This is a genomic window from Pseudomonas sp. MF06569 (assembly GCF_059862735.1).
On record NZ_JCBCUZ010000016.1, the window covers coordinates 36,473 to 58,618 of the forward strand.

The window sequence follows — 22,146 nt, forward strand, 5'->3', positions numbered from 1 at the left end:
GAAAATGACCATTAATGGCTCTTACAACAAACCAATAGCCTGCCTAGGATGAGGCCATTCGCCAAGGATAATTTCTATGTACGTTCCCCGCGCCTTCGCAGTAGATGACATCCCAATGTTGCATCAACAGATGCTGGCCACGCCCTTGCCCGTGCTGGTCACTCACGCCAGCCAAGGCATGATCGCCAGTCATGTGCCTTTGCTGCTGAGCCCGGATGAAGGCGCCTGCGGCACCCTGTATGGCCATCTTGCCCGCGCCAATCCCCACGGCAAGGCCCTGGCTGAAGGGACCGAAACCCTGGTGATTTTCTCCGGAGAACAGGCCTACATCAGCCCGTCTTTTTATCCCGGCAAGGCCGAACACGGTAAAGCCATGCCCACCTGGAACTACCTCGCCGTTCACGCTTATGGCACCGCAGAAGTCTTCGAGGATGCCGAGCGTTTACTGGCGCTGGTCAGCCGCTTGAGCAACCAGCACGAAGCCGGTCGATCCCAACCCTGGTCGGTCAGCGATGCGCCAGCGGACTACATCGACAGCATGCTCAAGGCCATTGTGGGTTTTCGCCTGCCCATCACCCGCCTGGACGGCAAACGCAAACTCAGCCAGAACCGCGACGCCGCTGACCAGGCGGGCGTACGCAAGGGACTCCTGGCCAGCAGCAACCCGCAAGACCACGCACTCGCTCACTTAATGGCCAAGGAATAGCTCACATGACTCAAATCCAGATCAAACCCGCAACCACTGCTGATCACGAACAGTGGCTCCCCCTCTGGCAGGCCTACTTGCGCTTCTACAACACCGAGCTGTCAGACGAAATCACCCAATCCACCTGGACACGTTTTTTCGATCCGGCTGAGCCGACCTCTCTGGCCCTTGCCTGGCAAGGCGACAAGGCCGTGGGCATGGTGCAGTGCGTGTATCACCGCACCAACTGGAGCATTAAAAACGCCTGCTACCTTCAAGACCTGTTTGTCAGCCCCCAGGTTCGCGGTAAAGGGGTAGGTCGCCAACTGATCGAGCACGTCTATGCCGTCGCTCGCGATAAAGACTGTGCCAAAGTCTATTGGATGACTCAGGAAACCAACGCCACGGCGATCCAGTTGTATGAGCGCATTGCCGAGCGCCCTGGCTTTATCCAGTTTCGCAAAACCTTGTAATAACTAAGGAACGCGCAATGCCCGACTCTCTAGAACACTGGCTGGCGGCCAAAACACCCGATACCCGAACCCTTGAAGGGCAATTCATTCGTCTGGAAAAGCTCGACCCGGCACGGCATGGCGATGAACTATGGCTAGCCTTACAGGGGCCGCAGGCTGATCCCAAGCTTTGGGACTATTTACCCTACGGGCCCTTCAATGAGCGTCCGACGTTTGATAGCTGGTTGCAAAGCCATGCCGCCAGTCGTGACCCGCATTTTTATACCGTCGTTGATAAGTTGAGCGGCGAGGCGCAAGGCTTGATCAGCCTGATGTGCATCGTCCCTGAGCACGGGCGCATCGAGATCGGCCACGTGACCTTCGGCGCCCCCATGCAGCGCTCGCCAAAGAGTACCGAGGCGGTCTACCTGCTGGCCAAGGAAGCCTTCGCACTGGGCAACCGACGCTTGGAGTGGAAGTGCAACAACGACAACGCGCGATCAAAGCGTACTGCAGTACGATTGGGGTACACATATGAAGGCGTCTTTCGCCAGCATATGGTAGTTAAAGGCAAGAATCGTGATACCACGTGGTACAGCATTATCGGTACGGAATGGCCCTCTATAGCGGCAGGCTTCGAAAAATGGCTGGCACTGGATAACCAACCAGAAAGCGGCCAAATAAAGACCCTGGAAGAATGCAGAGCATCAACTGTATAAAATTTGATCAATGCGCCCAGCAAGGACTGTTGGGCGTTTTTGTTACAGAAGGGGATTAGAATTTTCGCGGTAAGCGGACCACACCCATTTGCAGACCAAAGGGCTTGAAGACTGCATTCAGGGATTTAAGCGTCGGATTGCCCTCGCCGTGCTCGATTTGAATCAAGGTACGGACCGAAATTTTGCACATGCGGGCAAACTGGGTTTGCTGCAATCCGGTCACATCAACCCGAAAGCGTTTTACCGCCTCACCCAGTGCGATTTTGCCCTGAGCAAGATCAGCCTCAATACTTTCGATCATCAACTGGCGCGCATCAATAGTCAGGGTCATTTCAAGCCCCACTCGCGCAAGCGCTGGTCGAGGTTTTTAAGCGCGACTTGTGGATGGTTCATCGTCAGCTCCGGTAGCCCTTCAGCACTTAACAAATCCGGCAGGGCCCGTAGCGGCTCGACATCAGCGCGTAAGCGCTGATACGCCATATCCGGATCAATAATCGAGCTCAGCGACTCACAGGCACCTCGCCAATCAATTTGCCCTGCACGCTCTACCTCCCGCGACCACTTGGTTGTACGCGTAATACCTTCACCATCCATCACCATGGGCGCCAAGTCATAGACAGGCGCCAGGCGAAATGAATCAACACCCCGAATAATCGCGGTGTTGCGGCCATGGTTATCACTGTTGCCGAGGATTTTGTTCAGCAGATCGCGGCGCAAGTATTCAGCCACCAGATCAGGGATCTGATCCTGCTGGCCAGCATGCTTCCAAAGTGCTGCCAACCGCTCAATCACTTTGACGTGAGCCATGTCGCTGCCGGGCTCAGTGACCTGGGCAAGAGAATAGACAGACTCCACAGCAAGCCTCTCGACGCCTTGCCCAGTGACCTTGCGGTCAAAGCGCGCATCCACAGGCTCGGCTTTCGCCCTTCTTCCAGCGCCAGCCCTTGAGCTGGAACAGTTTCAATACCCAATGCCTGCAAGGCTTTGTAGTACATGAATTCGCTACGCAAAATGTCGCAGTCCAGCTCCAACCCCTTGTTGCGAGCAAACTTGATGAACCAATGCTGCCTGACGTCAGGGTCCGCCAGGGTAGCGTCGGGATACAACAAGCCATCCGCGCCTTCAGACATCAACAGTTTGGGCGCTTCGCCACCCGCCCCTGTTGCGCCGCCAATCGCAGCCCCCTGCTCGTGGGCGTACTCAAGAAAGCTGTTGTCACGATCGATCACGTCCTGGCGAGAGAAGCCCAGCGCCGCATGGGAATCAAGCCGCTCAAACGACTCTTTAATCCGCAGATGGCCTATCGGCGCAGGCGTGCTGCGGCCAAGCAAAAACAAATCAATGCTCAAGTCCTCAGGTTTTTCCCGCCCTATTTGCTTGATCAGGATCTTCTTCGCAGCCCCGGCCGGGACAATGTCGTGCAGGAAGGCGGGAGCCTTTTTCAGAATGTGCGTATCCCACTCAACGGGCACACAAGCACTCACCGAGCAAAGAAAGGGGCTTTCAATGGCCTCCAGGTTTTGCATCAGGTACTTCTGCTTGTAGCCAAAGCGGCAAGGACCCTCGAGCCCTTTATTCGGTTCAGAAAAAGCCAGCGTCATCGCGTCCTGCCACTGACCGGCACGGTAGAGCTGAAGGGTTAGCTGAAACATGCTCGCACCCGCAATTCAATGCATATCAAACAAACGAATAAACCATTACCTGCAATATAGTGCAGTTGTGGTTATTTTTCTCGCCCAGAAAATGCATTTTAATGCAGATAAAGGCGATTTCCGGATCACCCGTCTGCATTAAAATACAGATACAAAAAGCCAGTCGAAAAAAAAGGGGAGCACATGCTCCCCCGAGGTTTAAAGCGTTTGTATCAAAGGCGGTATCAGGCTTCGATTTCGATCAGAATTTCGCCCGGGTTAACGCGGTCGCCCTTGATGACATGGATGGTGACGATTTTACCCGCGATGGCGGCCTGAACTTCGGTCTCCATTTTCATCGCTTCGGTGATCAGTACTGACTGGCCAGCCTTGACGACGTCGCCTACGGCAACCAGTACATCAACGATGTTGCCCGGCATTGCAGTGCTGACGTGGCCCGGCTCGCTCGCTTGCTTGCGCTTGCTCGAAGTGCCACCCACAAATTCGTTAAGCGGCTCGAACACCACCTCTTCCGGCATGCCGTCAATGGACAGGTAGAAGTGACGCTTGCCTTCTGCCTTAACGCCTACACCGGTGATGTCTACGCGATAGCTTTCGCCGTGTACGTCGATCACGAATTCGGTCGGTACACCCTCACCGCTCGCCTTGGTAACACCGCCAGCTTCAGGAATCGGCAGCAATACTTCCGGGGCCAGGGTGCCTGCAGCACGCTCTTCGAGGAATTTGCGGCCGATGTCCGGGAACATGGCGAAGGTCAGTACGTCTTCTTCCGACTTGGCCAAAGCACCAATCTCAGCACGCAACTTGACCATTTCTGGCTTGAGCAGGTCAGCAGGACGTACGTCGATCAGCTCTTCGTTACCGATGGCCTGACGACGCAGTTGCTCGTTGATCTCGCCTGGCGCCTTGCCGTAGCCGCCTTGCAGGTAGAGCTTCACTTCGTTGGTGATGGTTTTGTAACGCTCGCCAGCCAGTACGTTGAAAAACGCCTGGGTGCCGACGATTTGCGACGTCGGTGTCACCAGCGGCGGGAAGCCCAGGTCTTCACGTACACGCGGGATCTCGGCCAGCACTTCGCTCATGCGGTTCAGGGCGCCCTGTTCCTTGAGCTGGTTGGCAAGGTTGGAAATCATCCCGCCCGGTACCTGGTTCACTTGAACACGGGTGTCGACTGCGGTGAATTCGCTTTCAAACTGGTGGTACTTCTTACGCACGGCATAGAAGTACAGACCAATTTCCTGCAACAGCGACAGATCAAGACCGGTGTCGTATTCGCTGCCTTTGAGGGCCGCTACCATCGACTCGGTGCCCGGGTGGCTGGTGCCCCACGCGAAGCTGGAGATCGCAGTGTCGATATGGTCGGCACCGTTTTCTATCGCCTTGAGCTGGCACATGGAAGCCAGACCGGCGGTGTCATGGGAATGAATAAAGATCGGCAGGCTGATTTCAGCCTTCAGCGCCTTGACCAGTTCGCCGGTGGCAAACGGGGTCAACAGGCCAGCCATGTCCTTGATTGCCACCGAGTCGCAACCCATGGCCTCCATCTGCTTGGCCTGGGCCACAAACGCTTCAGTGGTATGCACCGGGCTGGTGGTGTAGGCGATGGTGCCCTGAGCGTGCTTGCCGGCAGCCTTGACCGCCTCGATGGCGACGCGCAGGTTACGGACGTCGTTCATGGCATCGAAAATACGGAACACGTCGATACCGTTGACAGCTGCCTTGGCGACGAAGGCTTTGACCACGTCATCGCTGTAGTGGCGATAGCCCAGCAGGTTTTGACCGCGCAACAGCATTTGCAGGCGAGTGTTAGGCAAGGCCGCACGCAGTTGGCGCAGACGCTCCCACGGATCTTCCTTGAGGAAGCGTACGCAAGCATCAAAGGTGGCGCCGCCCCAGACTTCCAGCGACCAGTAGCCGACTTTGTCGAGCTTGTCGCAGATTGGCAGCATGTCTTCAGTGCGCATGCGGGTTGCCAGCAGCGACTGGTGGGCGTCACGCAGGATGGTGTCAGTTACAAAGATCTTCTTGGACATGAAAATTTTCCTCACAGGCCTGCGTGGGCGGCAATGGCGGCAGCGATGGCCAGGGCCAGCTCTTCGGGTTTGCGCTTGATCGAGTAGTTGGTCAGTTCTGGATGGCTTTCTACGAAGCTGGTATTGAACTGGCCACTACGGAATTCCGGGTTACGCAGGATTTCCTGGTAATACGCGGCGGTGGTTTTGACCCCTTGCAGACGCATGTCGTCGAGGGCGCGCAAACCACGGTCCATCGCTTCTTCCCAGGTCAGGGCCCACACCACCAGCTTCAGACACATGGAGTCGTAATACGGCGGGATGGTGTAGCCGGTGTAGATCGCCGTGTCGGTACGCACGCCAGGACCGCCGGGCGCGTAGTAACGGGTGATCTTGCCGAAACTTGGCAGGAAGTTGTTTTTCGGGTCTTCGGCATTGATCCGGAACTGCAAGGCAAAACCGCGGTGCTGGATGTCTTCTTGCTTGATCGACAACGGCAGACCGGAAGCAATGCGAATTTGTTCACGAACAATATCGATGCCGGTGATTTCTTCGGTGATGGTGTGTTCCACCTGCACCCGGGTGTTCATCTCCATGAAGTACACCTCGCCCTCGGCGAGCAGGAACTCCACGGTACCGGCGTTCTCGTAACCCACGGCCTTGGCCGCACGCACAGACAGGTCGCCGATGTAGGCGCGCTGTTCCGGGGTCAATTGAGGGCTTGGGGCAATTTCGATGAGCTTTTGGTTGCGACGCTGGATTGAACAGTCGCGCTCAAACAAATGCACCACGTTGCCAAAGCTGTCACCGAGGATCTGGGCTTCGATGTGCTTGGGGTTGACGATGCACTTTTCGAGGAACACTTCTGCCGAGCCAAAGGCTTTGGTGGCTTCAGAGATCACTCGAGGAAAGGCTTGTTCCAGTTCTTCACGGCTGTTGCAGCGACGAATCCCGCGTCCGCCACCACCCGAGGTGGCTTTGAGCATGACCGGATAGCCAATGCGCTCGCCTTCAAGCAGTGCTTCGTGGATATCGGCAACGTTGCCTTCAGTGCCTGGCGTGACCGGTACACCGGCCTTGATCATGCTGCGGCGCGCTTCAGTCTTGTCGCCCATGCGGCGGATGACTTCAGCGGACGGGCCGATGAACTTGATTCCGCGCTCGGCGCAAATATCAGCCAGCTCTGCATTTTCTGACAGAAAACCATAACCGGGATGCAGGGCATCACAACCGGTTTCAACCGCCAGGTTCACCAGCTTGCGCGGGTTCAAATAACCGGCCAGCGGGTCTTCGCCAATGCTGTGGGCTTCATCGGCACGCTTGACGTGCAAGGCATGTCGATCCGCTTCGGAATAGACCGCCACGGAACGAATACCCATCTCGGCGCAGGCACGCACGATGCGGACGGCAATTTCTCCGCGGTTGGCGATCAGGATCTTTTTTATCACTTGGATTTTCCCTAAAGCCCATGGAACAAACGACCTGCTAGACCAGGTCGGCACGTGTCCAAATGTGTCTGAACCGTTGTGTCGTCACACTAGACCCACGCAACAATAAACAAAAATCAATAATTCTTGGGTCGTGCATAAGTAACGACTTATAGTCAGATCACTTGCCGCTTCGGATAATTTTATAAAAATGCGTAAGTCATTGATGCGTATCACTTTTCGTCAATTACAGGTATTCAACGAAGTCTGTGATTTGCGCTCTTACAGCCGCGCTGCAGAAGAAATGTCGCTGACACAACCCGCCGTAAGTCTACAAATTCGTCAGCTTGAAGAGCTGATTGGCCAGCCTTTGTTCGATTACGTAGGCAAAAAGCTGTACATGACCGAGGCCGCTGAAGCGCTTCAGTTGGCCAGCCGGGATATTTTCGGGCGCCTTGAAAACCTCGACATGCAGCTCTCGGACATGCTCGGGTCGCTGCAGGGCCAACTGAAACTGGCGGTTGAATCGAGTGCAAAATATTTCGTCCCCCACCTGTTTGCCGCTTTCAAGCGCCAGCACCCTGAGGTCAATCTGCAGCTAACGGTGGTCAATCGGGCGCAAGCCGTTCGTCGACTGTCGGATAACCGCGACGATCTGGTGATCATGTCGATGGTGCCGCAGGACATGGGCCTGGAATTTCTGCCGTTTTTGAATAACCCGATTGTGGCCGTCGCACCGCCAGACCACCCGCTGTGCAGCCGTGGTCCGCTCCGTTTGCAGGACCTGGAGCCGTATACCTTGCTGATGCGCGAACAGGGGTCGGGCACACGCATGGCGTGCGAGGAGTACTTCAAGGAGAAGCGTGTTCACTTCAGTCAAACACTGGAAGTGTCGTCCAACGAGTCCCAGCGCGAGTGCGCAGTGGCCGGGTTGGGCGTGGCGCTATTAACACGCCACGCCGTCAGCCTGGAACTTGCGACCGGCCTGCTGCGCGAGTTGCCGGTCGAAGAGTTGCCGCTGTATCGCAGCTGGTGCGTGGTGCAGGCCAAAGCCAAGCGCCTGTCACCGGTGGCCCATGCATTTCTGGGGTTTATTCGCAGTGAGCGCCTGCAAATCAGCGAGCTGGTTGAGCGCTTCGACGGTCACTTGCCGACGCAGCCTGCCAATAGTTGATTGCATTGAGGTCGGGATAATCCGAGGTTTCAAGCCTTAGCTGGCGCTGATTGTCATGGTCTTCGATTGCGCGGCGAAAGGCCATGCGGCGCTGGTCTTCTTGCTGACGGCGGGTTTTGACGGCGCTATTGCGTTCTTCGTAAGGCTGGGCCATTTCGAGTCTCCCAAGGCGTGTACGGGAGTTTCAAGATGGACTTTGTTTATGACGACTTGGCGAAGATGGGATGACAGGGGGATGAAGACTGAATATGAGTACTGTGCGGGAGGGAGCTTGATCGCGATCCAGGCAACGCGGCCTGTCAGGAAAGCTTCAGCGATGCCATCGCGAGCAAGCCCGCTCCCACAATTATTCTTCGTGGCTTTTCAGCGACTTGGGCGACAGACGCAAGCTGCGCAGGCTGCGCTTGACGCTTTTAAGGTGGTTGACCAGGCTTGGGCCGCGAGCCATGGCAACCCCCATCGCCAACACGTCAATCACCACCAGGTGGGCAATACGCGAGGTCAGCGGGGTATAGATTTCGGTGTCTTCGTGCACATCGATGGCCAGATTGACAGTCGCCAGCTCCGCCAGTGGCGTTTGGCTCGGGCACAAGGTAATCAAGGTCGCGCCACTTTCACGCACCAGATTGGCGGTGATCAGCAAGTCTTTGGAACGGCCCGACTGGGAGATGCAAATCGCTACATCCGTAGGCTTCAAGGTTGCAGCCGACATCGCTTGCATATGGGGGTCGGAGTACGCCGCAGCCGTCAGTAAAAGGCGGAAAAACTTGTGCTGGGCATCGGCCGCAACGGCACCCGAGGCACCGAAACCATAAAACTCGACCCGCTGCGCTTGCGACATGGCCGTCACCGCACGCTGCAGCGCCACGGGATCAAGCTTCTCGCGCACTTCCATCAGGGTGTGCAGCGTGGTGTCAAAAATTTTCAGACTGTAGTCCGCAACCGAATCGTCTTCGTGGATTGCGAACTGACCGAAACTGGCACCTGCTGCCAGGCTTTGCGCCAGCTTGAGTTTCAAGTCCTGGAACCCGGAACAGCCAATTGCCCGGCAAAAGCGCACGATGGTGGGCTCACTGATACCGACACTGTGGGCAAGGTCGGCCATGGAACTGTGCATTACAGCCGCAGGATCAAGCAGCACGTGATCGGCGACCTTGAGTTCCGATTTACGTAACAGGTGGCGTGACTGGGCAATATGTTGCAGCAGGTTCAAAGGGCAGGACTCGGTCTGTAAGCGGCAGGCGCCGGGGATGTAGCATTCTTGTAGTTATACTACAAGAATTCGCTTTCTGCCCACCCAATACACCCTCTCGTACCCTTATCTTTCCCATGATTCATGCAGCTTCAGGGCGATGTAGCCCTTTTTGGCACTACAAATCCACTACACCGGCACGTAACAAATCGCCAAACTGCGCAGCGTTTACCGGACGGCTGATCAAGTAACCCTGTACTTCGTCGCACTGGCGAGCCTTGAGAAATGCCAGCTGCGCCTCGTTTTCGACACCTTCGGCCACGACTTTGAGGTCGAGGCTATGGGCCATGGAGATAATCGCGAGGGTGATCGCCTCGTCTTCACTGCAGCGCCCCAGGCCGTGGATAAAGGTTTTATCAATCTTCACGTAATCCACTGCAAATCGTTTGAGGTAACTGAGCGAGGAGTAACCGGTCCCGAAATCATCAATCGCCAGCCTCACGCCCAGCTCGTGCAATTGCTGGAAGGTTGCGATGACGTATTCAACATTGTCGAGCAACTGGCTTTCTGTCAGCTCAAGTTCCAGGCAGTGCGGCGCCAGACCGGTTTCTTCAAGCACCTGGCGCACCAGGCTGACCAGTTTGCCCTGGCGCAACTGATGCCCCGACAGGTTCACCGACACCCGTATCGGCGCCAGCCCTGTGCGCTGCCATTCACAGGCTTGCCGGCAGGCTTCGCGCAGCACGAACTCTCCGATGGCGCTGATCAGGCCAGTCTCCTCGGCCAAGGCAATGAAGTCGCTCGGAGGGACGCTACCCAACTGCGGATGATCCCAGCGAACCAGCGCTTCAGCTGCGTGCAGGCGCCCCGTTGCAAGACATAGTTTAGGTTGATAGAAAACGTCGAGCTGGCATTGGGCAATGGCTTTGCGCAACTGACTTTCCAGTTGCAAGCGCTCCAGGGTGCTGTGTTGCAGGCTGTGACTGTAGAACTGAAAAGTGCCGCCGCCCAGATGCTTGGCCTGGCGCATGGCTTTATTGGCCTGGTGGACCAGGGTGGCAATGTCCCGTGCGCTGCCCGGCAGCAGGCTGATGCCCATGGACACGCTGATGATCAACTCATGGCCATCCACCACCAAGGGCCGGCCGAGTCTTTCCATCAGTCGGGTCGCTACCCGCGCCAGACTGGTCAGGCTGCTGTAAGCATCAAACAGCACGGCAAACTCATCGCCCGACAGTCGCGCAATGGTGTTGGCCTCAGGCAAGGCCTTGGTGATGCGTTCTGCCATTTTTTGCAGCACATGATCGGCCAGCTCGTGCCCAAGATTGTCATTGAGCAATTTGAAACGATCGAGGTTGATGTGCAGCAACGTCAGGTGGCATGAACCCTGGCGAACACGCTGGCTGGCCTCCTCCAGTCGCTCCTTGAACAAGAGACGGTTGGCCAGGCCGGTCAGCTCATCAAAATGGGCGAGGTGGCGAACGCGCGCTTCAACGAGACGGCGCAGTTCCACTTCGCGCAAGAGCTCGGCGTTCAGTTGCTCACTGCGGACATTGGCTTGCTGCAAGTCGTCGAACAGACCTTGATGGCGCAAACGCTGAACCTTGTGACGCAGATTGACCCGCTTTACTTGCCAACCCAGACCACTCACCAGCAGAAAAAGGCCGAACCCGAGGCCGAAAAAAAATCCCGGCGAATTTAAACTCTGAACCATCGGCGAAATTCTTATCAGTAGGGGAGCCAGGAAGTTGCCCGAGCATACACAAGCTGTGCCCGCGACCAAACGCACAGGCATCATTTAATAGATGAAACCGGCACAGCCCATACCGGCAGGCTTTTTGACCGCTCGGCCCAAGAGCGCTACGTGGCTAGCAATAAAACGTCAACAGCCCCTAAAATGCCCCGATGCGCGATGATCTCTCTCTCTTGTTAAATTCTCTCAACGATGCCCAACGTCAGGCCGTCACGGCCAGTGTGGGGCGTCAGTTGGTTCTGGCCGGCGCAGGTTCCGGCAAAACCCGTGTGCTGGTGCACCGTATCGCCTGGTTGATCCAGGTCGAGAACGCGTCGCCGCACTCAGTCCTGTCGGTGACATTCACCAACAAGGCCGCCGCCGAGATGCGCCACCGCATCGAGCAACTGATGGGTATCAACCCGGCGGGCATGTGGGTCGGCACCTTCCACGGGCTGGCACACCGTTTATTGCGGGCTCACTGGCAAGAAGCCGGGCTGAGCCAGACCTTTCAGATCCTCGACAGCGATGACCAGCAACGCCTGGTCAAGCGCGTGATCCGTGAACTGGGGCTGGATGAACAGCGCTGGCCGGTGCGCCAGGCGCAGTGGTTTATCAACGGTCAAAAAGACGAAGGCCTGCGTCCTAAACATATCCAGGCCAGTGGCGACTTGTTCCTGGCCACCATGCGCAATATTTACGAGGCCTATGAGGTCGCGTGCCAGCGTGCCGGTGTCATCGACTTTTCCGAGCTGCTGCTGCGCGCCCTGGATCTGTGGCGCGACAACCCGGGCTTGCTGGCGCACTACCAGAAACGCTTCCGCCACATTCTTGTCGACGAATTCCAGGACACCAACGCCGTTCAATATGCCTGGCTGCGATTGCTGGCCCAGGGCGGCGACAGCTTGATGGTCGTGGGCGATGACGACCAGTCGATCTACGGCTGGCGCGGCGCGAAAATCGAAAATATCTACCAGTACTCAACCGATTTCCCGGACGCCGAAACCATTCGCCTGGAGCAGAACTATCGCTCCACGGCAGGCATCCTCAAAGCGGCCAACGCCCTGATTGCCAACAACACCGGACGCATGGGCAAAGAGCTGTGGACTGACGGCGGTGAAGGCGAAGCAATCAATTTGTACGCAGCCTTCAATGAACACGATGAAGCGCGCTACGTGGTCGAGACCATCGAAAGCGCCTTGAAAACCGGCCTGGCCCATAGCGATATCGCCATTTTGTACCGCTCCAACGCCCAATCGCGGGTGCTTGAAGAAGCGTTGTTGCGCGAGCGTATTCCTTACCGCATTTATGGTGGCCAGCGCTTCTTCGAGCGCGCAGAAATCAAAAACGCCATGGCTTACATGCGCTTGCTCGAAGGCCGTGGCAATGATGCCGCGCTGGAGCGGGTGATTAACGTGCCTGCCCGCGGTATCGGCGAAAAAACCGTCGAGGCCATTCGCGATCACGCACGTCACAGCGATGTGTCGATGTGGGAGGCGATGCGCCAGTTAATTGCCAATAAAGCCCTCCCCGGTCGTGCTTCAGGCGCCATTTCCGGCTTTATTGAACTGATCGAGAACCTCGCGGCAAAAGTCATGGAGATGCCTCTGCATCTGATGACCCAAACCGTGATCGAGCAGAGTGGGCTGATTGCCTACCATCAGGCGGAAAAAGGCGAAAAAGGCCAGGCCCGGGTAGAAAACCTTGAGGAGCTGGTCAGCGCAGCGCGCAACTTCGAGAACAATGACGAAGATGAAGAGCTGTCGCCATTGGCCGCCTTCCTTGGTCATGCCTCACTGGAGGCAGGCGATACCCAGGCCGAAGAGCATGAAGACGGTATCCAGCTGATGACGCTGCACAGCGCCAAGGGTCTGGAGTTTCCGTATGTGTTCCTGGTGGGCATGGAAGAAGGTTTGTTCCCGCACAAGATGAGCCTGGAAGAACCCGGCCGCCTTGAAGAGGAGCGGCGTCTGGCTTACGTGGGCATTACCCGCGCCATGCAGAATCTGGTCATGACGTACGCTGAAACCCGACGCCTGTACGGTAGCGAGACCTACAACAAGGTTTCGCGCTTCGTGCGAGAAGTGCCGAAAGGCCTGATCCAGGAAGTTCGTCTGTCCAACAGCGTCAGTCGCCCTTTCGGTGGTGGTCAAAAGCAGAGCGCCAGCAGCCTGTTTGGCGGTTCGGAAATACCAGAAACCGAATTCAAGCTTGGCCAGATGGTCAAGCACGCGGTCTTTGGCGAAGGCGTCATCCTCAACTTCGAAGGCGCAGGCGCGCAGGCGCGGGTACAGGTGAACTTCTCCGAAGGCAGCAAGTGGCTGATGATGGGCTACGCCAAACTTGAAGCGGTCTGACAGCAACCCGACAGCTTTGCGGGAATAGTCTGGATTGATAGATAACGGTGGGAGCGGGCTTGCTCGCGATGGCAGCACCTCGGTGTATCAGATGCACTGAGTGCCGGGAATCGCGAGCAGGCCCGCTCCCACATCAATGCGTCCTACAGTAAAAAAATCTGTCTCTTACAGATAAATAGGCAAAAGCCCGAAACACTTCACCGCTAGCCAGTCACAACTCACCTGTGCAACATGGCGCGCGTGATATCCACAAATGGGAACCCCTTATGAAACGTTTTCTTAGCATCGCCATGGCGTTGTGCATCGGTTTGACGATGAGCCTCGACGCGAACGCCAAGCGCTTCGGCGGCGGCAAAAGCGCTGGTGCAGCGCCTAGCCACCAAACGCGCCAGGCCGCTCCAGCTGCAGCCCCTGCAGCTGCCGGTGCTGCAGGCGCCGCCGCAAAAGCCGGTGGTGCTTCGCGCTGGCTCGGCCCTCTGGCTGGCCTCGCAGCCGGTGGCCTGTTGGCGTCCATGTTCATGGGCGGTGGCTTCCAGGGCATGCAGTTCTTCGACATCCTGATCATGGCGGTCATCGCCTTCCTGATCTTCCGCTTTATCGCGGCCCGTCGTCGCAAGCAACAATCCGAGATGATGGCCCCTGCCGGTCACGCTCCACTGCAACGCGAAGCCTTTGACGCCAAGCCAGCACCTTCGTCCTTCTTCGGCGGCGGTTCGGCAGCCCCTGCGGCACGCCCGGTGATCAATGCACCGGCCTGGTTCAATGAGCAGAACTTTCTTGAAGCTGCGCGCAACCATTTCCAGTCCCTGCAACAGCACTGGGATGCCAACGAAATGGACAAGATCGCCGAGTTCGTAACACCGCAGATGCTCGACTTCCTCAAGCGTGAACGCGCTGAGCTGGGTGATGGCTTCCAGTCCACCTACATCGACAACCTGACCGTGCAACTGGACGGCCTGGATGATCGTGCAGACAAAACCATTGCAACCCTGACCTTCAGCGGCGTGTCGAAAAACTCGCGCTTTGACCAGGGCGAAGCCTTCAGCGAAAGCTGGAACATGGAGCGTCAGCAAGGTGATAACCAGCCTTGGCTGGTAGCCGGTATCCGCCAGAACGGCTGATCCCGCAAGCTACACATGCGTTAACCAAAGCCCCGGACTTGTCCGGGGCTTTGCATTTCACGATTGCACTTATAACGAGCTACTGTATAAAGCGCGTCATATAAACCGCGCCATAGAGCATGAGGATGAGGTCGTGGAAGAGATCATTGAAGAGCTACGCGAAAAAAACGAGCCTGTACCAGTTCCTCTGGAACTGCCTGAAGAAGACCAGTTGGTGGAAATCGAAGAACAGCTGTTCATTGATATTCCGTTTGTCTTCAGAGAGTTTCTGCTGACCGTCAGTGACGTGGTGTATGGCAGCCTGGAGCCGGTCACCGTGACCGACCCACAATCACACACCTACCTGCCGGAAGTGGCAGCCAACGCTTGGGATGCCGGCGTTGACCGCAGCTTGATCCCTATTTGCCAGGACGGCGACGACTACTACTGCGTAGAAGAAGACGGCACCGTGGTGCTGTGGTCCGGCGAAGAAGAGCTCGTTACCGAGGAAACATGGGAATCGGTCTGGCACTGGGCGCGCGACGTCTGGCTGGAAAGCTGATACCTGCTTGATGCCCGCTTTCCAGCCATTGGTCAGCGGGCTGTCAGTGCCCCCCTTCCTTGTGGTTATCCAGCGTCTCCAGCAATGCAACCTGCATGCGGGTATGGATCCGGATGAACCAGCGCCACAACAGCGCAGCCACTCCCGCTGCCACTACTGCAATCACGATCAGCAATTCATTGGTGGGCAAGATGCTCGCCGACAATGCCGACAACAGCAGAAAAATCACCAGTAACGACAGAATCGGGATCACTTCCGAGATCACCCGACGCACGCGCTGCGTGTGACGCCCGGCCATTTCCGGTTTGACGCCCATCTCGGCCAGGAGCATCGACAACGCCTTGAGCTTGCGATACGCCGCGATCAAAAATGGCAGCGACAGCAACAAGGCCACGCCCCAGATAATCCCTTTTTGCCAGCTCGGCTCCAGAATCCAGCCCTGCAAGTAACGGCCAATCCGGGGGGCGAAGTAACCACCCGCGAAGAAAATAGCGATGACCAGGGCCAGGTTGACCCCAACCTGCATCAGGATTTTCCGGATCATCGCGGCCAGCAACGCCCCTTCTCCCTGCGGCTGAATACTGCGCAGCCATTCGCCATAGAGCCCGAACACCCGTGACACACGACCAGGCACCACCTGTGCCAGCTTGAGCGAGAGCGGGTCTGCGGCGCGAATCAGATAAGGCGTCATCAAGGTCGTCAGTACGGATACAGCAACCGCTACGGGGTACAGGAAGCTGCTGGTGACCTGTAATGTCATACCCAGCGCCGCGATGATGAAAGAAAACTCCCCAATCTGAGAAAGTCCCATCCCAACCCGCAACGATGTGCGTCCGTCATTACCTGCGATAAATGCCCCTAGCCCGCAGGACAGCATTTTGCCCAGCACCACCGCAATGGTGATCACCACGATGGGCACCGCGTATTCCAGCAGGATCGCCGGGGCGAGCATCAGCCCGATGGCGACAAAGAAAATCGCGCTGAACAAATCACGTACCGGTTCGATCAGGCGCTCGATTTTCAGCAACTGACGGGATTCAGCCATGATCGCCCCGATCAAAAAGGCCCCGAGCACCATGCTGTATTCCAGCTTGACCACCAGCAGGCAGAAGCCAAAACACAGCCCCAACACGGTGATCAGCAGCATTTCATTGCTTTCGAATCTGGCCACATACGCCAGCACACGCGGCACCAGCAAGATGCCGATGACCAGCGCCACAATCATGAACAACGACAATTTACCGACTGTCGAAAAAACTTCCTCGGGGCTGACACTGCCGCTGACAGCGATGCTCGACAGCAGCGCAATAATCCCGATGCCTAAAATATCTTCAACGATCAGCACGCCAAAAATCAGCTGTGCGAAGCGCTCGTTCTTCATTTTCAGGTCGTTAAGGGCTTTGACGATGATGGTGGTCGATGAAATGGCCAGAATCGCGCCTAAAAACAGCGAATCCATCGTGTTCCAATCAAACCAGCGGCCAATTTCGTAGCCGATCCAGATCATCAGCGTAATTTCCATAAACGCTGCGATAAAGGCGGTTGCCCCGACCTTGAATAACTTGCGCAGGCTGAACTCCAGTCCCAGGCAGAACATCAAAAAAATAACCCCCAGCTCGGCCAGGGTTTTGATCGTTTCTTCATCGTGGATCAGGCCAAACGGCGGGGTGTGCGGGCCAATGATAAAACCCGCAACGATATAGCCCAGCACCACGGGTTGCTTGAACCTGTGGAAAAGAATCGTCACCACACCTGCGACCAGCATGATGACTGCCAGATCCTGGATAAAACTGATGGCATGCATGGCGTGGCGCTCCTTGTTTAATTTTCAACAGGCAACATGACGACAGACGCCGCCTGACTGGCTGTGCGTATCGACCGTTCTAAATGTAGGAATTACCCGACTAACGGGCTTTTGCAGGTTAACACCGCGACTTCCAGCATAAAGGCGGTGCAATATATGGAAACAGATGGATATAAGCGTGACGGCAGTCAAAACGGCAACGTCCCGTTAATTACTGTTTCAAAAATCGACAAGTATCCACAGAGATACCCATTTCACTGCTGCAACACAACCACGAGCCTGCTGCTATGGAACCCGGAAACGCCCAACTGTCGATGACGGTCCTGATGACCCCGGACATGGCCAATTTTTCTGGCAATGTTCACGGCGGAACCCTGCTCAAGTACCTGGATGAGGTCGCTTACGCCTGCGCCAGCCGCTATGCGGGGCGTTATGTAGTCACCTTGTCGGTGGATCAGGTTATTTTTCGCGAGCCGATTCATGTCGGTGAGCTGGTGACTTTCCTGGCATCGGTCAACTACACCGGCAACACCTCGATGGAAGTCGGCATCAAGGTCGTCACCGAAAATATCCGTGAACGCTCGGTGCGCCACACCAATAGCTGTTTCTTCACGATGGTCGCCGTGGACGACGACCGTAAACCGGCCGCTGTTCCGCCGCTGCAGCCGTTGAACAGTGAAGACAAGCGTCGTTTTATTCAGGGCAAGCAACGTCGCCAGATCCGTCAGGAACTGGAGCAGCGTTATCGCGAGCTGAAAGACGAGACGGTGTAAATGACCTGTGGGAGCAAGCTTGCTCCCACAAGGTTTTCAAGTTTGCTTACAAACTGATCGGCACGGCTTCAAACCGCACACGCGGATGAGCAATGCGGTCCTGGGCCCGGATCAACTGCAATTCGTAGCTGGTGCAGGCCTGGGTTTCCAGCAGCACCTCGTGCACCGCCGCAGCGGTGAACTCAAAAGCGGCCACCAGGCTGTCACCCAGCAATACACGCGCTAAAAACAGGCCTGAAGTCAGATCGCCCACACCCACGGGCTGACGCGGGAAAGCCAACAGTGGACGGCGCAAGTGCCAGTTCCCTTCTGCTGTTACCAGCAGCATCTCGAAACTTTCTGCCGGCTTGCCGGGATAAGACAAATGCTTGACCAGCACCGCTTTCGGGCCGCGGGCCAGCAGGCTGCGGGCCATCGCCAGGCAGTCGAACAACGATTGCGGATGGCGACCGCAAAAACTGTCCAGCTCCAGCTGATTGGGGCACAAAAAATCGGCCATCGCGGCCGCTTCTTCGAGCAGGAAATCACTCACTTCCTGGGGGACGATGCAGCCTTTCTCCGGGTGGCCCATTACCGGGTCGCACAGGTACAACGCATGGGGGTTTACGGCCTTGATACGCGCCACGCCACTCAAGATTGCCCGCCCCTGAGCCGCACTGCCAAGGTAACCGGACAAGACCGCATCACAGTTGCCCAGCTCACCGATGGCGGCAATTCCGTCAACAAGCGAAGGAATTTGCTCGGGAGCCAACACTTCGCCTGTCCACTGACCATACTGAGTGTGGTTGGAGAACTGCACCGTGTTCAGAGGCCAGACATTCACCCCCACGCGCTGCATCGGAAAAACGGCTGCGCTGTTGCCGGCATGGCCGAAAACCACGTGGGATTGGATGGCGAGTAAATGAGGTGTACGTTTCATGCCGGATTCCAGACTACGGGTGGATTCAAGCCACGCAGTATGCGACGAAACGCGGCCTGTACGACAGGTTGAAGACGCAGTTAAGCTGAGCACAATCTGTTGGAGCACATGTAATGCTGACCCTAGGAAATATGTTTGTGCTGATGCTGCTGGCCACTGGCGCAGCCTGGCTGTGGCACAACCACGGTTTGCGCGAGCGGGCGCTGGAGCGCGTCAAACAGCACTGCAAGAATCTCGATATCGAGTTGCTGGATGAAAACGTGGCACTCAAAAAAATCGGCCTGATCCCCGATGCCAATGGCCACAAACGCCTGGCCCGTGTGTATAACTTCGAGTTCACGGTTACGGGAGATCAACGCCATACCGGGACCATCACCCAGTTCGGTGCCCATAGCGCAAAAATCGAACTGCCGCCCTATCCCTTCCAGACCGAGCCTGAGCCCAGCGAAATTCCCAGCGCTCAAGTGATTGAACTCAGCCAATGGCGCCAGGAACACAGCAAGACCCGCCACTGAGCCCTTCTCGCACCTTTCTGCAACGTACCTGTGGATAACTTCCCCGCATAACAGGCTAAAACCATTGAGATAGACACTTCTCTTGGTTTTTGGCCGGTGGAAATCAATGGGCACACTTAATGTTGTAGGACAATTTTACCAGCACAGAATCAAGTAAAACGCCCTGTTCCTTGCTCACGCCCCATGCCCGCCCCCCCTAAAAAACGTCCTCGTGCAGGCAGTTTTCCAGTCCCGAGCGAAGCACATCCAGGTCTTGCGGCTGATCAAAGATTAATTCGAGGCGTGAATCCGTACGCCACTCACTCGGCACCCACGCTGCGACTGAGTTATCCACAGAATTACTTGAAAACCAGCCTTCCGGGCCATGAATAACCACCTTCGCACGGCGCCAATTGAGGCTTTCCAGCCACTGGCGCAGCAACCCCAAGTCAAATTGCCTTGAGGCATGCCAACGCCAACCCACACTCCAGGCCTGAGGCTGAAGCTGAGTCATCACAATCGGTGTACTTGGGTCTGAAAACACGCTGACTATTTGATTAAACTCCTTATAAATCAACGAGTTATCCACAGCATGAGTGATATTCATGTCGGCTGCAGGCAGCGTATTTAAAGGGATTCGGCCATATTCGACCCATACAATCGGGCACTTTGGCAGGCTGTATGCAATCTGCTCACGTTGCTCATTTGGGACACTATTAGATTTATTCATGACCACTAAACCGGCACTTTTCAAGGCTTCTTGCTGGGTTTCAGGCAAGGGTTTGCCCTGGGCCAAGGCTTGCGCATCAAGCACCATGACGCACGGCTGCAGGGCCAGAACACCACGCCAGGGTGCCTCACTCAGCTGCTTTAAAATCTGTGCGGGATGCCCCAAGCCTGAGGGCTCAATCAATAATCGGTCGGGGCGGGCCTTGCGTAAAAGACGGCTCAAACCAATCTGGAAAGGAGCGCCATTGACGCAGCACACACAACCGCCAGCCACTTCGGCAATCGCAATTGCATCGTTCCCCTGACTCATCAGAGCCGCATCCAGACCTATTTGACCGAATTCATTCACCAATACTGCCCAGCGCTCATGGGCGGGCTTGTGCGTCATCAGGTGCTGAATCAGACTGGTTTTGCCGGCGCCAAGTGGCCCGGCAATCACGTGGGTGGGTATGTTCTGCAACATGATCGCCAGCTTCTATGTTGATCAAAGCAGCAATATGCCTCAGGCCAGCCAGTCGAGGGTCAAAATCAATCGGCGCTCGCCCGGCTCCAGTGCCGGAGAACGATGGATCAAGCCGGTCCCCTCATTGCCTTGCCACTTTTCTCCCTTGAGCAAGGCCACCTCACCGGCATTTACCTGCTGAATCAACGAGCCACAGGTTGGCTCGGCCTGCGGCTGACCCAACTGAGAACGCTCCATCACCCCTTCTTCCAGCCATTGGCTACCCACTCCCGCATAAGTGGTAATGAGTCGCACAGGTACGTGGTCCACATGAAACCGTGGGCACATGGCCTTATCCAGCGCCCTGAGACGCAGCCCAACGCGTTTTGCGCCCAACAGGCACGCATAGGCGCTCACCAGCCAGGAAACATCGGCAATGAAGCCTGCATAGCCCTCCAGATCATTAAACCTGGCGGCCAGGCCAGCCAAATTGGGCTGAGCCTTTTCGTTGGGCATATCTATCACGATGGCGTCAGCCAATGGCTCGTCTAACGCGAGTAATAAAGCCCCGAAATCGACGATATGCACAGGTAACTGACGCTGCCAGATAGCCAAGTTGACGTCTTCATCCAGAATCCGCGTCATGATTTCCGGCGTTTGCCCACGAACCTGATCGATCAACGGCTGAGCGATAAAGGTAAATGCATTCTTCATGCGGCTACCTCTTCATACCAATCACCAAAGGGATCGTTCAGTCGTTTCCAGCTTGCTTCGCCCAATGCCATTTCGGCATCGCTGAGCAAACAGGCATCAAGCTCATGGGTGAGAAGTGAAAAGTCGATGTGCTGACCTATAAACACCAATTCCTGACGGCAATCTGCGGTGTCTGGCTGCCATTTTTGAAGAATTTCCGCCCTGGTTTCCGGATCTTGTGGCCATTGGTCGCTCGGCACAAAACGCCACCAGCGCCCGGCAAACCCATAGCGCATCAAGCCGCCTGCTTGGGACCAACTGCCCGCCTCCTGATATTTACTGGCCAGCCAGAAAAAACCTTTGGAACGCAGCAATTTGCCGTTGGTCCAGGGACGCTCGATGAAATTAAAAAAACGTTCGGGATGAAACGGACGGCGAGCGCGATAGGCGCTGGAGGCGATGCCGTATTCTTCGGTTTCAGGTACATGCTTACCGCGCAGCTCTTGCAACCACCCAGGTGCTTGGGCCGCACGCTCAAAATCAAAACGCCCGGTATCGAGAATTTTATTTAGCGGGACTTCCCCCATGACCATGGGGATTATTTCTGCCTGTGTATTCAGACGCTGCAAAATGGCCATTAATTCTTGTCGGTCGGCACTGCTGATGAGGTCAATTTTGCTGATCAAGATGACGTCCGCGAACTCGATTTGCTCAATCAACAAATCGGTTATTGACCGCTCGTCGGATTCATCAAGAATTTCTCCTCTAGAATCCAGGCTCTCTGCCGCTTGATAATCCTGCAAGAAATTAAGGCCATCCACCACCGTGACCATAGTATCCAGACGGGCACTATCCGCCAGGCTCTGCCCTGCGTCATCGCGAAAAGTGAAGGTTTCTGCCACGGGAAGAGGTTCTGAAATACCCGTTGATTCGATTAATAAATAATCAAATCGACCGTCCTTCGCCAATGCACTGACCTCCTCCAGCAAGTCTTCACGCAGGGTGCAGCAGATGCAGCCATTGCTCATTTCGACCAGTTTTTCTTCAGCACGATTCAAGGTCACGTCACGCTGAACTGCACCGCCATCAATATTTATTTCGCTCATGTCGTTAACGATCACCGCTACACGCAAGTTGTCGCGGTTACGCAAAATGTAATTGAGCAGGGTGCTTTTTCCCGCTCCGAGAAATCCGGACAGCACTGTCACCGGCAGACGTTTAGGCATGG

20 protein-coding genes and 1 pseudogene are annotated in these 22,146 nt (G+C 56.1%); 9 read left to right on the forward strand and 12 right to left on the reverse strand.

The window, feature by feature from the left end; genetic code table 11:
- Positions 1-76 precede the first annotated feature (76 nt).
- From AC19YQ_RS15505 to AC19YQ_RS15515, 3 genes are read left to right on the forward strand one after another with little or no spacing between them, the layout of a single operon-like run.
- Positions 77-706, forward strand: coding sequence for an FMN-binding negative transcriptional regulator (locus AC19YQ_RS15505; protein WP_500595452.1), 630 nt, complete (start codon positions 77-79; stop codon positions 704-706).
- Positions 707-711: 5 nt separating this feature from the next.
- Complete coding sequence (locus AC19YQ_RS15510) at positions 712-1,158, forward strand: GNAT family N-acetyltransferase (RefSeq protein WP_219261964.1); 447 nt, start codon at positions 712-714, stop codon at positions 1,156-1,158.
- Between the two features lie 17 nt (positions 1,159-1,175).
- On the forward strand, positions 1,176-1,856 hold the full coding sequence (locus AC19YQ_RS15515) for a GNAT family N-acetyltransferase (RefSeq protein ID WP_500595453.1): 681 nt from the start codon (positions 1,176-1,178) through the stop codon (positions 1,854-1,856).
- 55 nt (positions 1,857-1,911) lie between these two features.
- Here the strand turns inward: AC19YQ_RS15515 and AC19YQ_RS15520 are convergent, their stop codons facing one another.
- The 4 genes and pseudogenes from AC19YQ_RS15520 to AC19YQ_RS15535 all read right to left on the reverse strand — a co-directional run bounded on the left by AC19YQ_RS15520 (position 1,912) and on the right by AC19YQ_RS15535 (position 6,968).
- Positions 1,912-2,187, reverse strand: coding sequence for a helix-turn-helix domain-containing protein (locus tag AC19YQ_RS15520; RefSeq protein ID WP_048362256.1), 276 nt, complete (start codon positions 2,185-2,187; stop codon positions 1,912-1,914).
- Positions 2,184-3,508 (reverse strand): annotated as a pseudogene (locus AC19YQ_RS15525) (HipA domain-containing protein). The gene AC19YQ_RS15520 and the pseudogene AC19YQ_RS15525 overlap by 4 nt, the downstream one beginning before the upstream one ends.
- Before the next feature lie 224 nt (positions 3,509-3,732).
- Positions 3,733-5,541, reverse strand: a complete 1,809-nt coding sequence (oadA, locus tag AC19YQ_RS15530; RefSeq protein ID WP_133074915.1) for a sodium-extruding oxaloacetate decarboxylase subunit alpha — start codon at positions 5,539-5,541, stop codon at positions 3,733-3,735.
- 11 nt (positions 5,542-5,552) lie between these two features.
- The gene (locus AC19YQ_RS15535; protein WP_019826929.1) at positions 5,553-6,968 is read right to left on the reverse strand and encodes an acetyl-CoA carboxylase biotin carboxylase subunit; all 1,416 of its coding nucleotides are present in this window, start codon (positions 6,966-6,968) and stop codon (positions 5,553-5,555) included.
- A gap of 190 nt (positions 6,969-7,158) precedes the next feature.
- Here AC19YQ_RS15535 and AC19YQ_RS15540 point away from each other — a divergent pair, with 190 nt between their 5' ends.
- Positions 7,159-8,121, forward strand: coding sequence for a LysR family transcriptional regulator (locus tag AC19YQ_RS15540; protein ID WP_326427631.1), 963 nt, complete (start codon positions 7,159-7,161; stop codon positions 8,119-8,121).
- On the opposite strand, the gene AC19YQ_RS15545 is transcribed toward AC19YQ_RS15540, so the two are convergent.
- From AC19YQ_RS15545 to AC19YQ_RS15555, 3 genes are all read right to left on the reverse strand, one after another.
- Positions 8,063-8,275, reverse strand: a complete 213-nt coding sequence (locus AC19YQ_RS15545) for a PA3496 family putative envelope integrity protein (RefSeq protein WP_133074917.1) — start codon at positions 8,273-8,275, stop codon at positions 8,063-8,065. The two genes, AC19YQ_RS15540 and AC19YQ_RS15545, sit on opposite strands and share 59 nt — an antisense overlap.
- Before the next feature lie 192 nt (positions 8,276-8,467).
- Positions 8,468-9,334 (reverse strand): transcriptional regulator HexR, encoded by an 867-nt coding sequence (gene hexR / locus AC19YQ_RS15550; protein WP_500595454.1) that lies wholly within the window; start codon positions 9,332-9,334, stop codon positions 8,468-8,470.
- Between the two features lie 157 nt (positions 9,335-9,491).
- Entirely contained in the window at positions 9,492-11,027 is a 1,536-nt protein-coding gene (locus AC19YQ_RS15555) for a putative bifunctional diguanylate cyclase/phosphodiesterase (RefSeq protein ID WP_339474973.1), read from the reverse strand.
- Between the two features lie 191 nt (positions 11,028-11,218).
- Between AC19YQ_RS15555 and uvrD the strand changes: the two genes are divergently transcribed.
- The 3 genes from uvrD to AC19YQ_RS15570 all read left to right on the forward strand — a co-directional run bounded on the left by uvrD (position 11,219) and on the right by AC19YQ_RS15570 (position 15,064).
- Positions 11,219-13,402: a DNA helicase II gene (gene uvrD / locus AC19YQ_RS15560; protein ID WP_133074920.1), complete on the forward strand. Its 2,184-nt coding sequence runs from the start codon at positions 11,219-11,221 to the stop codon at positions 13,400-13,402.
- A 266-nt stretch (positions 13,403-13,668) separates the two neighbouring features.
- Positions 13,669-14,523 carry a Tim44 domain-containing protein gene (locus AC19YQ_RS15565; RefSeq protein WP_133074921.1) on the forward strand — a complete coding sequence of 285 codons (855 nt, stop codon included), beginning with the start codon at positions 13,669-13,671 and terminating at the stop codon, positions 14,521-14,523.
- Positions 14,524-14,656: 133 nt separating this feature from the next.
- Positions 14,657-15,064: an SMI1/KNR4 family protein gene (locus AC19YQ_RS15570; RefSeq protein WP_016782918.1), complete on the forward strand. Its 408-nt coding sequence runs from the start codon at positions 14,657-14,659 to the stop codon at positions 15,062-15,064.
- A gap of 43 nt (positions 15,065-15,107) precedes the next feature.
- Here the strand turns inward: AC19YQ_RS15570 and AC19YQ_RS15575 are convergent, their stop codons facing one another.
- Positions 15,108-16,868, reverse strand: coding sequence for a cation:proton antiporter (locus AC19YQ_RS15575; protein ID WP_500595455.1), 1,761 nt, complete (start codon positions 16,866-16,868; stop codon positions 15,108-15,110).
- Positions 16,869-17,155: 287 nt separating this feature from the next.
- On the opposite strand from AC19YQ_RS15575, the gene AC19YQ_RS15580 reads away from it, so the two are divergent.
- A complete protein-coding gene (locus tag AC19YQ_RS15580) occupies positions 17,156-17,641 on the forward strand; it encodes an acyl-CoA thioesterase (protein ID WP_019826917.1) in 486 nt (161 codons plus the stop codon).
- Between the two features lie 46 nt (positions 17,642-17,687).
- Here the strand turns inward: AC19YQ_RS15580 and pdxY are convergent, their stop codons facing one another.
- Entirely contained in the window at positions 17,688-18,560 is an 873-nt protein-coding gene (gene pdxY / locus AC19YQ_RS15585; protein ID WP_133074923.1) for a pyridoxal kinase PdxY, read from the reverse strand.
- A gap of 113 nt (positions 18,561-18,673) precedes the next feature.
- Here pdxY and AC19YQ_RS15590 point away from each other — a divergent pair, with 113 nt between their 5' ends.
- Positions 18,674-19,075: a DUF3301 domain-containing protein gene (locus AC19YQ_RS15590; RefSeq protein WP_326397169.1), complete on the forward strand. Its 402-nt coding sequence runs from the start codon at positions 18,674-18,676 to the stop codon at positions 19,073-19,075.
- Positions 19,076-19,271: 196 nt separating this feature from the next.
- On the opposite strand, the gene AC19YQ_RS15595 is transcribed toward AC19YQ_RS15590, so the two are convergent.
- Genes AC19YQ_RS15595 through zigA form a run of 3 tightly spaced genes read right to left on the reverse strand, consistent with a single transcriptional unit; the run spans position 19,272 to position 22,144 of the window.
- Positions 19,272-20,246, reverse strand: coding sequence for a CobW family GTP-binding protein (locus AC19YQ_RS15595; protein WP_500595456.1), 975 nt, complete (start codon positions 20,244-20,246; stop codon positions 19,272-19,274).
- A 39-nt stretch (positions 20,247-20,285) separates the two neighbouring features.
- A complete protein-coding gene (locus AC19YQ_RS15600; RefSeq protein ID WP_500595457.1) occupies positions 20,286-20,939 on the reverse strand; it encodes a DUF1826 domain-containing protein in 654 nt (217 codons plus the stop codon).
- Complete coding sequence (zigA, locus tag AC19YQ_RS15605) at positions 20,936-22,144, reverse strand: zinc metallochaperone GTPase ZigA (RefSeq protein WP_500595458.1); 1,209 nt, start codon at positions 22,142-22,144, stop codon at positions 20,936-20,938. Before zigA ends, AC19YQ_RS15600 begins: the two co-directional genes overlap by 4 nt.
- Positions 22,145-22,146: the final 2 nt, after the last annotated feature.

Coding starts and splice junctions, on each gene's coding strand:
- AC19YQ_RS15505 (WP_500595452.1), top strand. CDS start 77: ATGTACGTTCCCCGCGCCTTCGCAGTAGATGACATCCCAATGTTGCAT.
- AC19YQ_RS15510 (WP_219261964.1), top strand. CDS start 712: ATGACTCAAATCCAGATCAAACCCGCAACCACTGCTGATCACGAACAG.
- AC19YQ_RS15515 (WP_500595453.1), top strand. CDS start 1,176: ATGCCCGACTCTCTAGAACACTGGCTGGCGGCCAAAACACCCGATACC.
- AC19YQ_RS15520 (WP_048362256.1), bottom strand. CDS start 2,187: ATGACCCTGACTATTGATGCGCGCCAGTTGATGATCGAAAGTATTGAG.
- oadA (WP_133074915.1), bottom strand. CDS start 5,541: ATGTCCAAGAAGATCTTTGTAACTGACACCATCCTGCGTGACGCCCAC.
- AC19YQ_RS15540 (WP_326427631.1), top strand. CDS start 7,159: ATGCGTAAGTCATTGATGCGTATCACTTTTCGTCAATTACAGGTATTC.
- AC19YQ_RS15545 (WP_133074917.1), bottom strand. CDS start 8,275: ATGGCCCAGCCTTACGAAGAACGCAATAGCGCCGTCAAAACCCGCCGT.
- AC19YQ_RS15555 (WP_339474973.1), bottom strand. CDS start 11,027: ATGGTTCAGAGTTTAAATTCGCCGGGATTTTTTTTCGGCCTCGGGTTC.
- uvrD (WP_133074920.1), top strand. CDS start 11,219: ATGCGCGATGATCTCTCTCTCTTGTTAAATTCTCTCAACGATGCCCAA.
- AC19YQ_RS15565 (WP_133074921.1), top strand. CDS start 13,669: ATGAAACGTTTTCTTAGCATCGCCATGGCGTTGTGCATCGGTTTGACG.
- AC19YQ_RS15575 (WP_500595455.1), bottom strand. CDS start 16,868: ATGCATGCCATCAGTTTTATCCAGGATCTGGCAGTCATCATGCTGGTC.
- AC19YQ_RS15580 (WP_019826917.1), top strand. CDS start 17,156: ATGGAACCCGGAAACGCCCAACTGTCGATGACGGTCCTGATGACCCCG.
- pdxY (WP_133074923.1), bottom strand. CDS start 18,560: ATGAAACGTACACCTCATTTACTCGCCATCCAATCCCACGTGGTTTTC.
- AC19YQ_RS15590 (WP_326397169.1), top strand. CDS start 18,674: ATGCTGACCCTAGGAAATATGTTTGTGCTGATGCTGCTGGCCACTGGC.
- AC19YQ_RS15595 (WP_500595456.1), bottom strand. CDS start 20,246: ATGTTGCAGAACATACCCACCCACGTGATTGCCGGGCCACTTGGCGCC.
- AC19YQ_RS15600 (WP_500595457.1), bottom strand. CDS start 20,939: ATGAAGAATGCATTTACCTTTATCGCTCAGCCGTTGATCGATCAGGTT.
- zigA (WP_500595458.1), bottom strand. CDS start 22,144: ATGCCTAAACGTCTGCCGGTGACAGTGCTGTCCGGATTTCTCGGAGCG.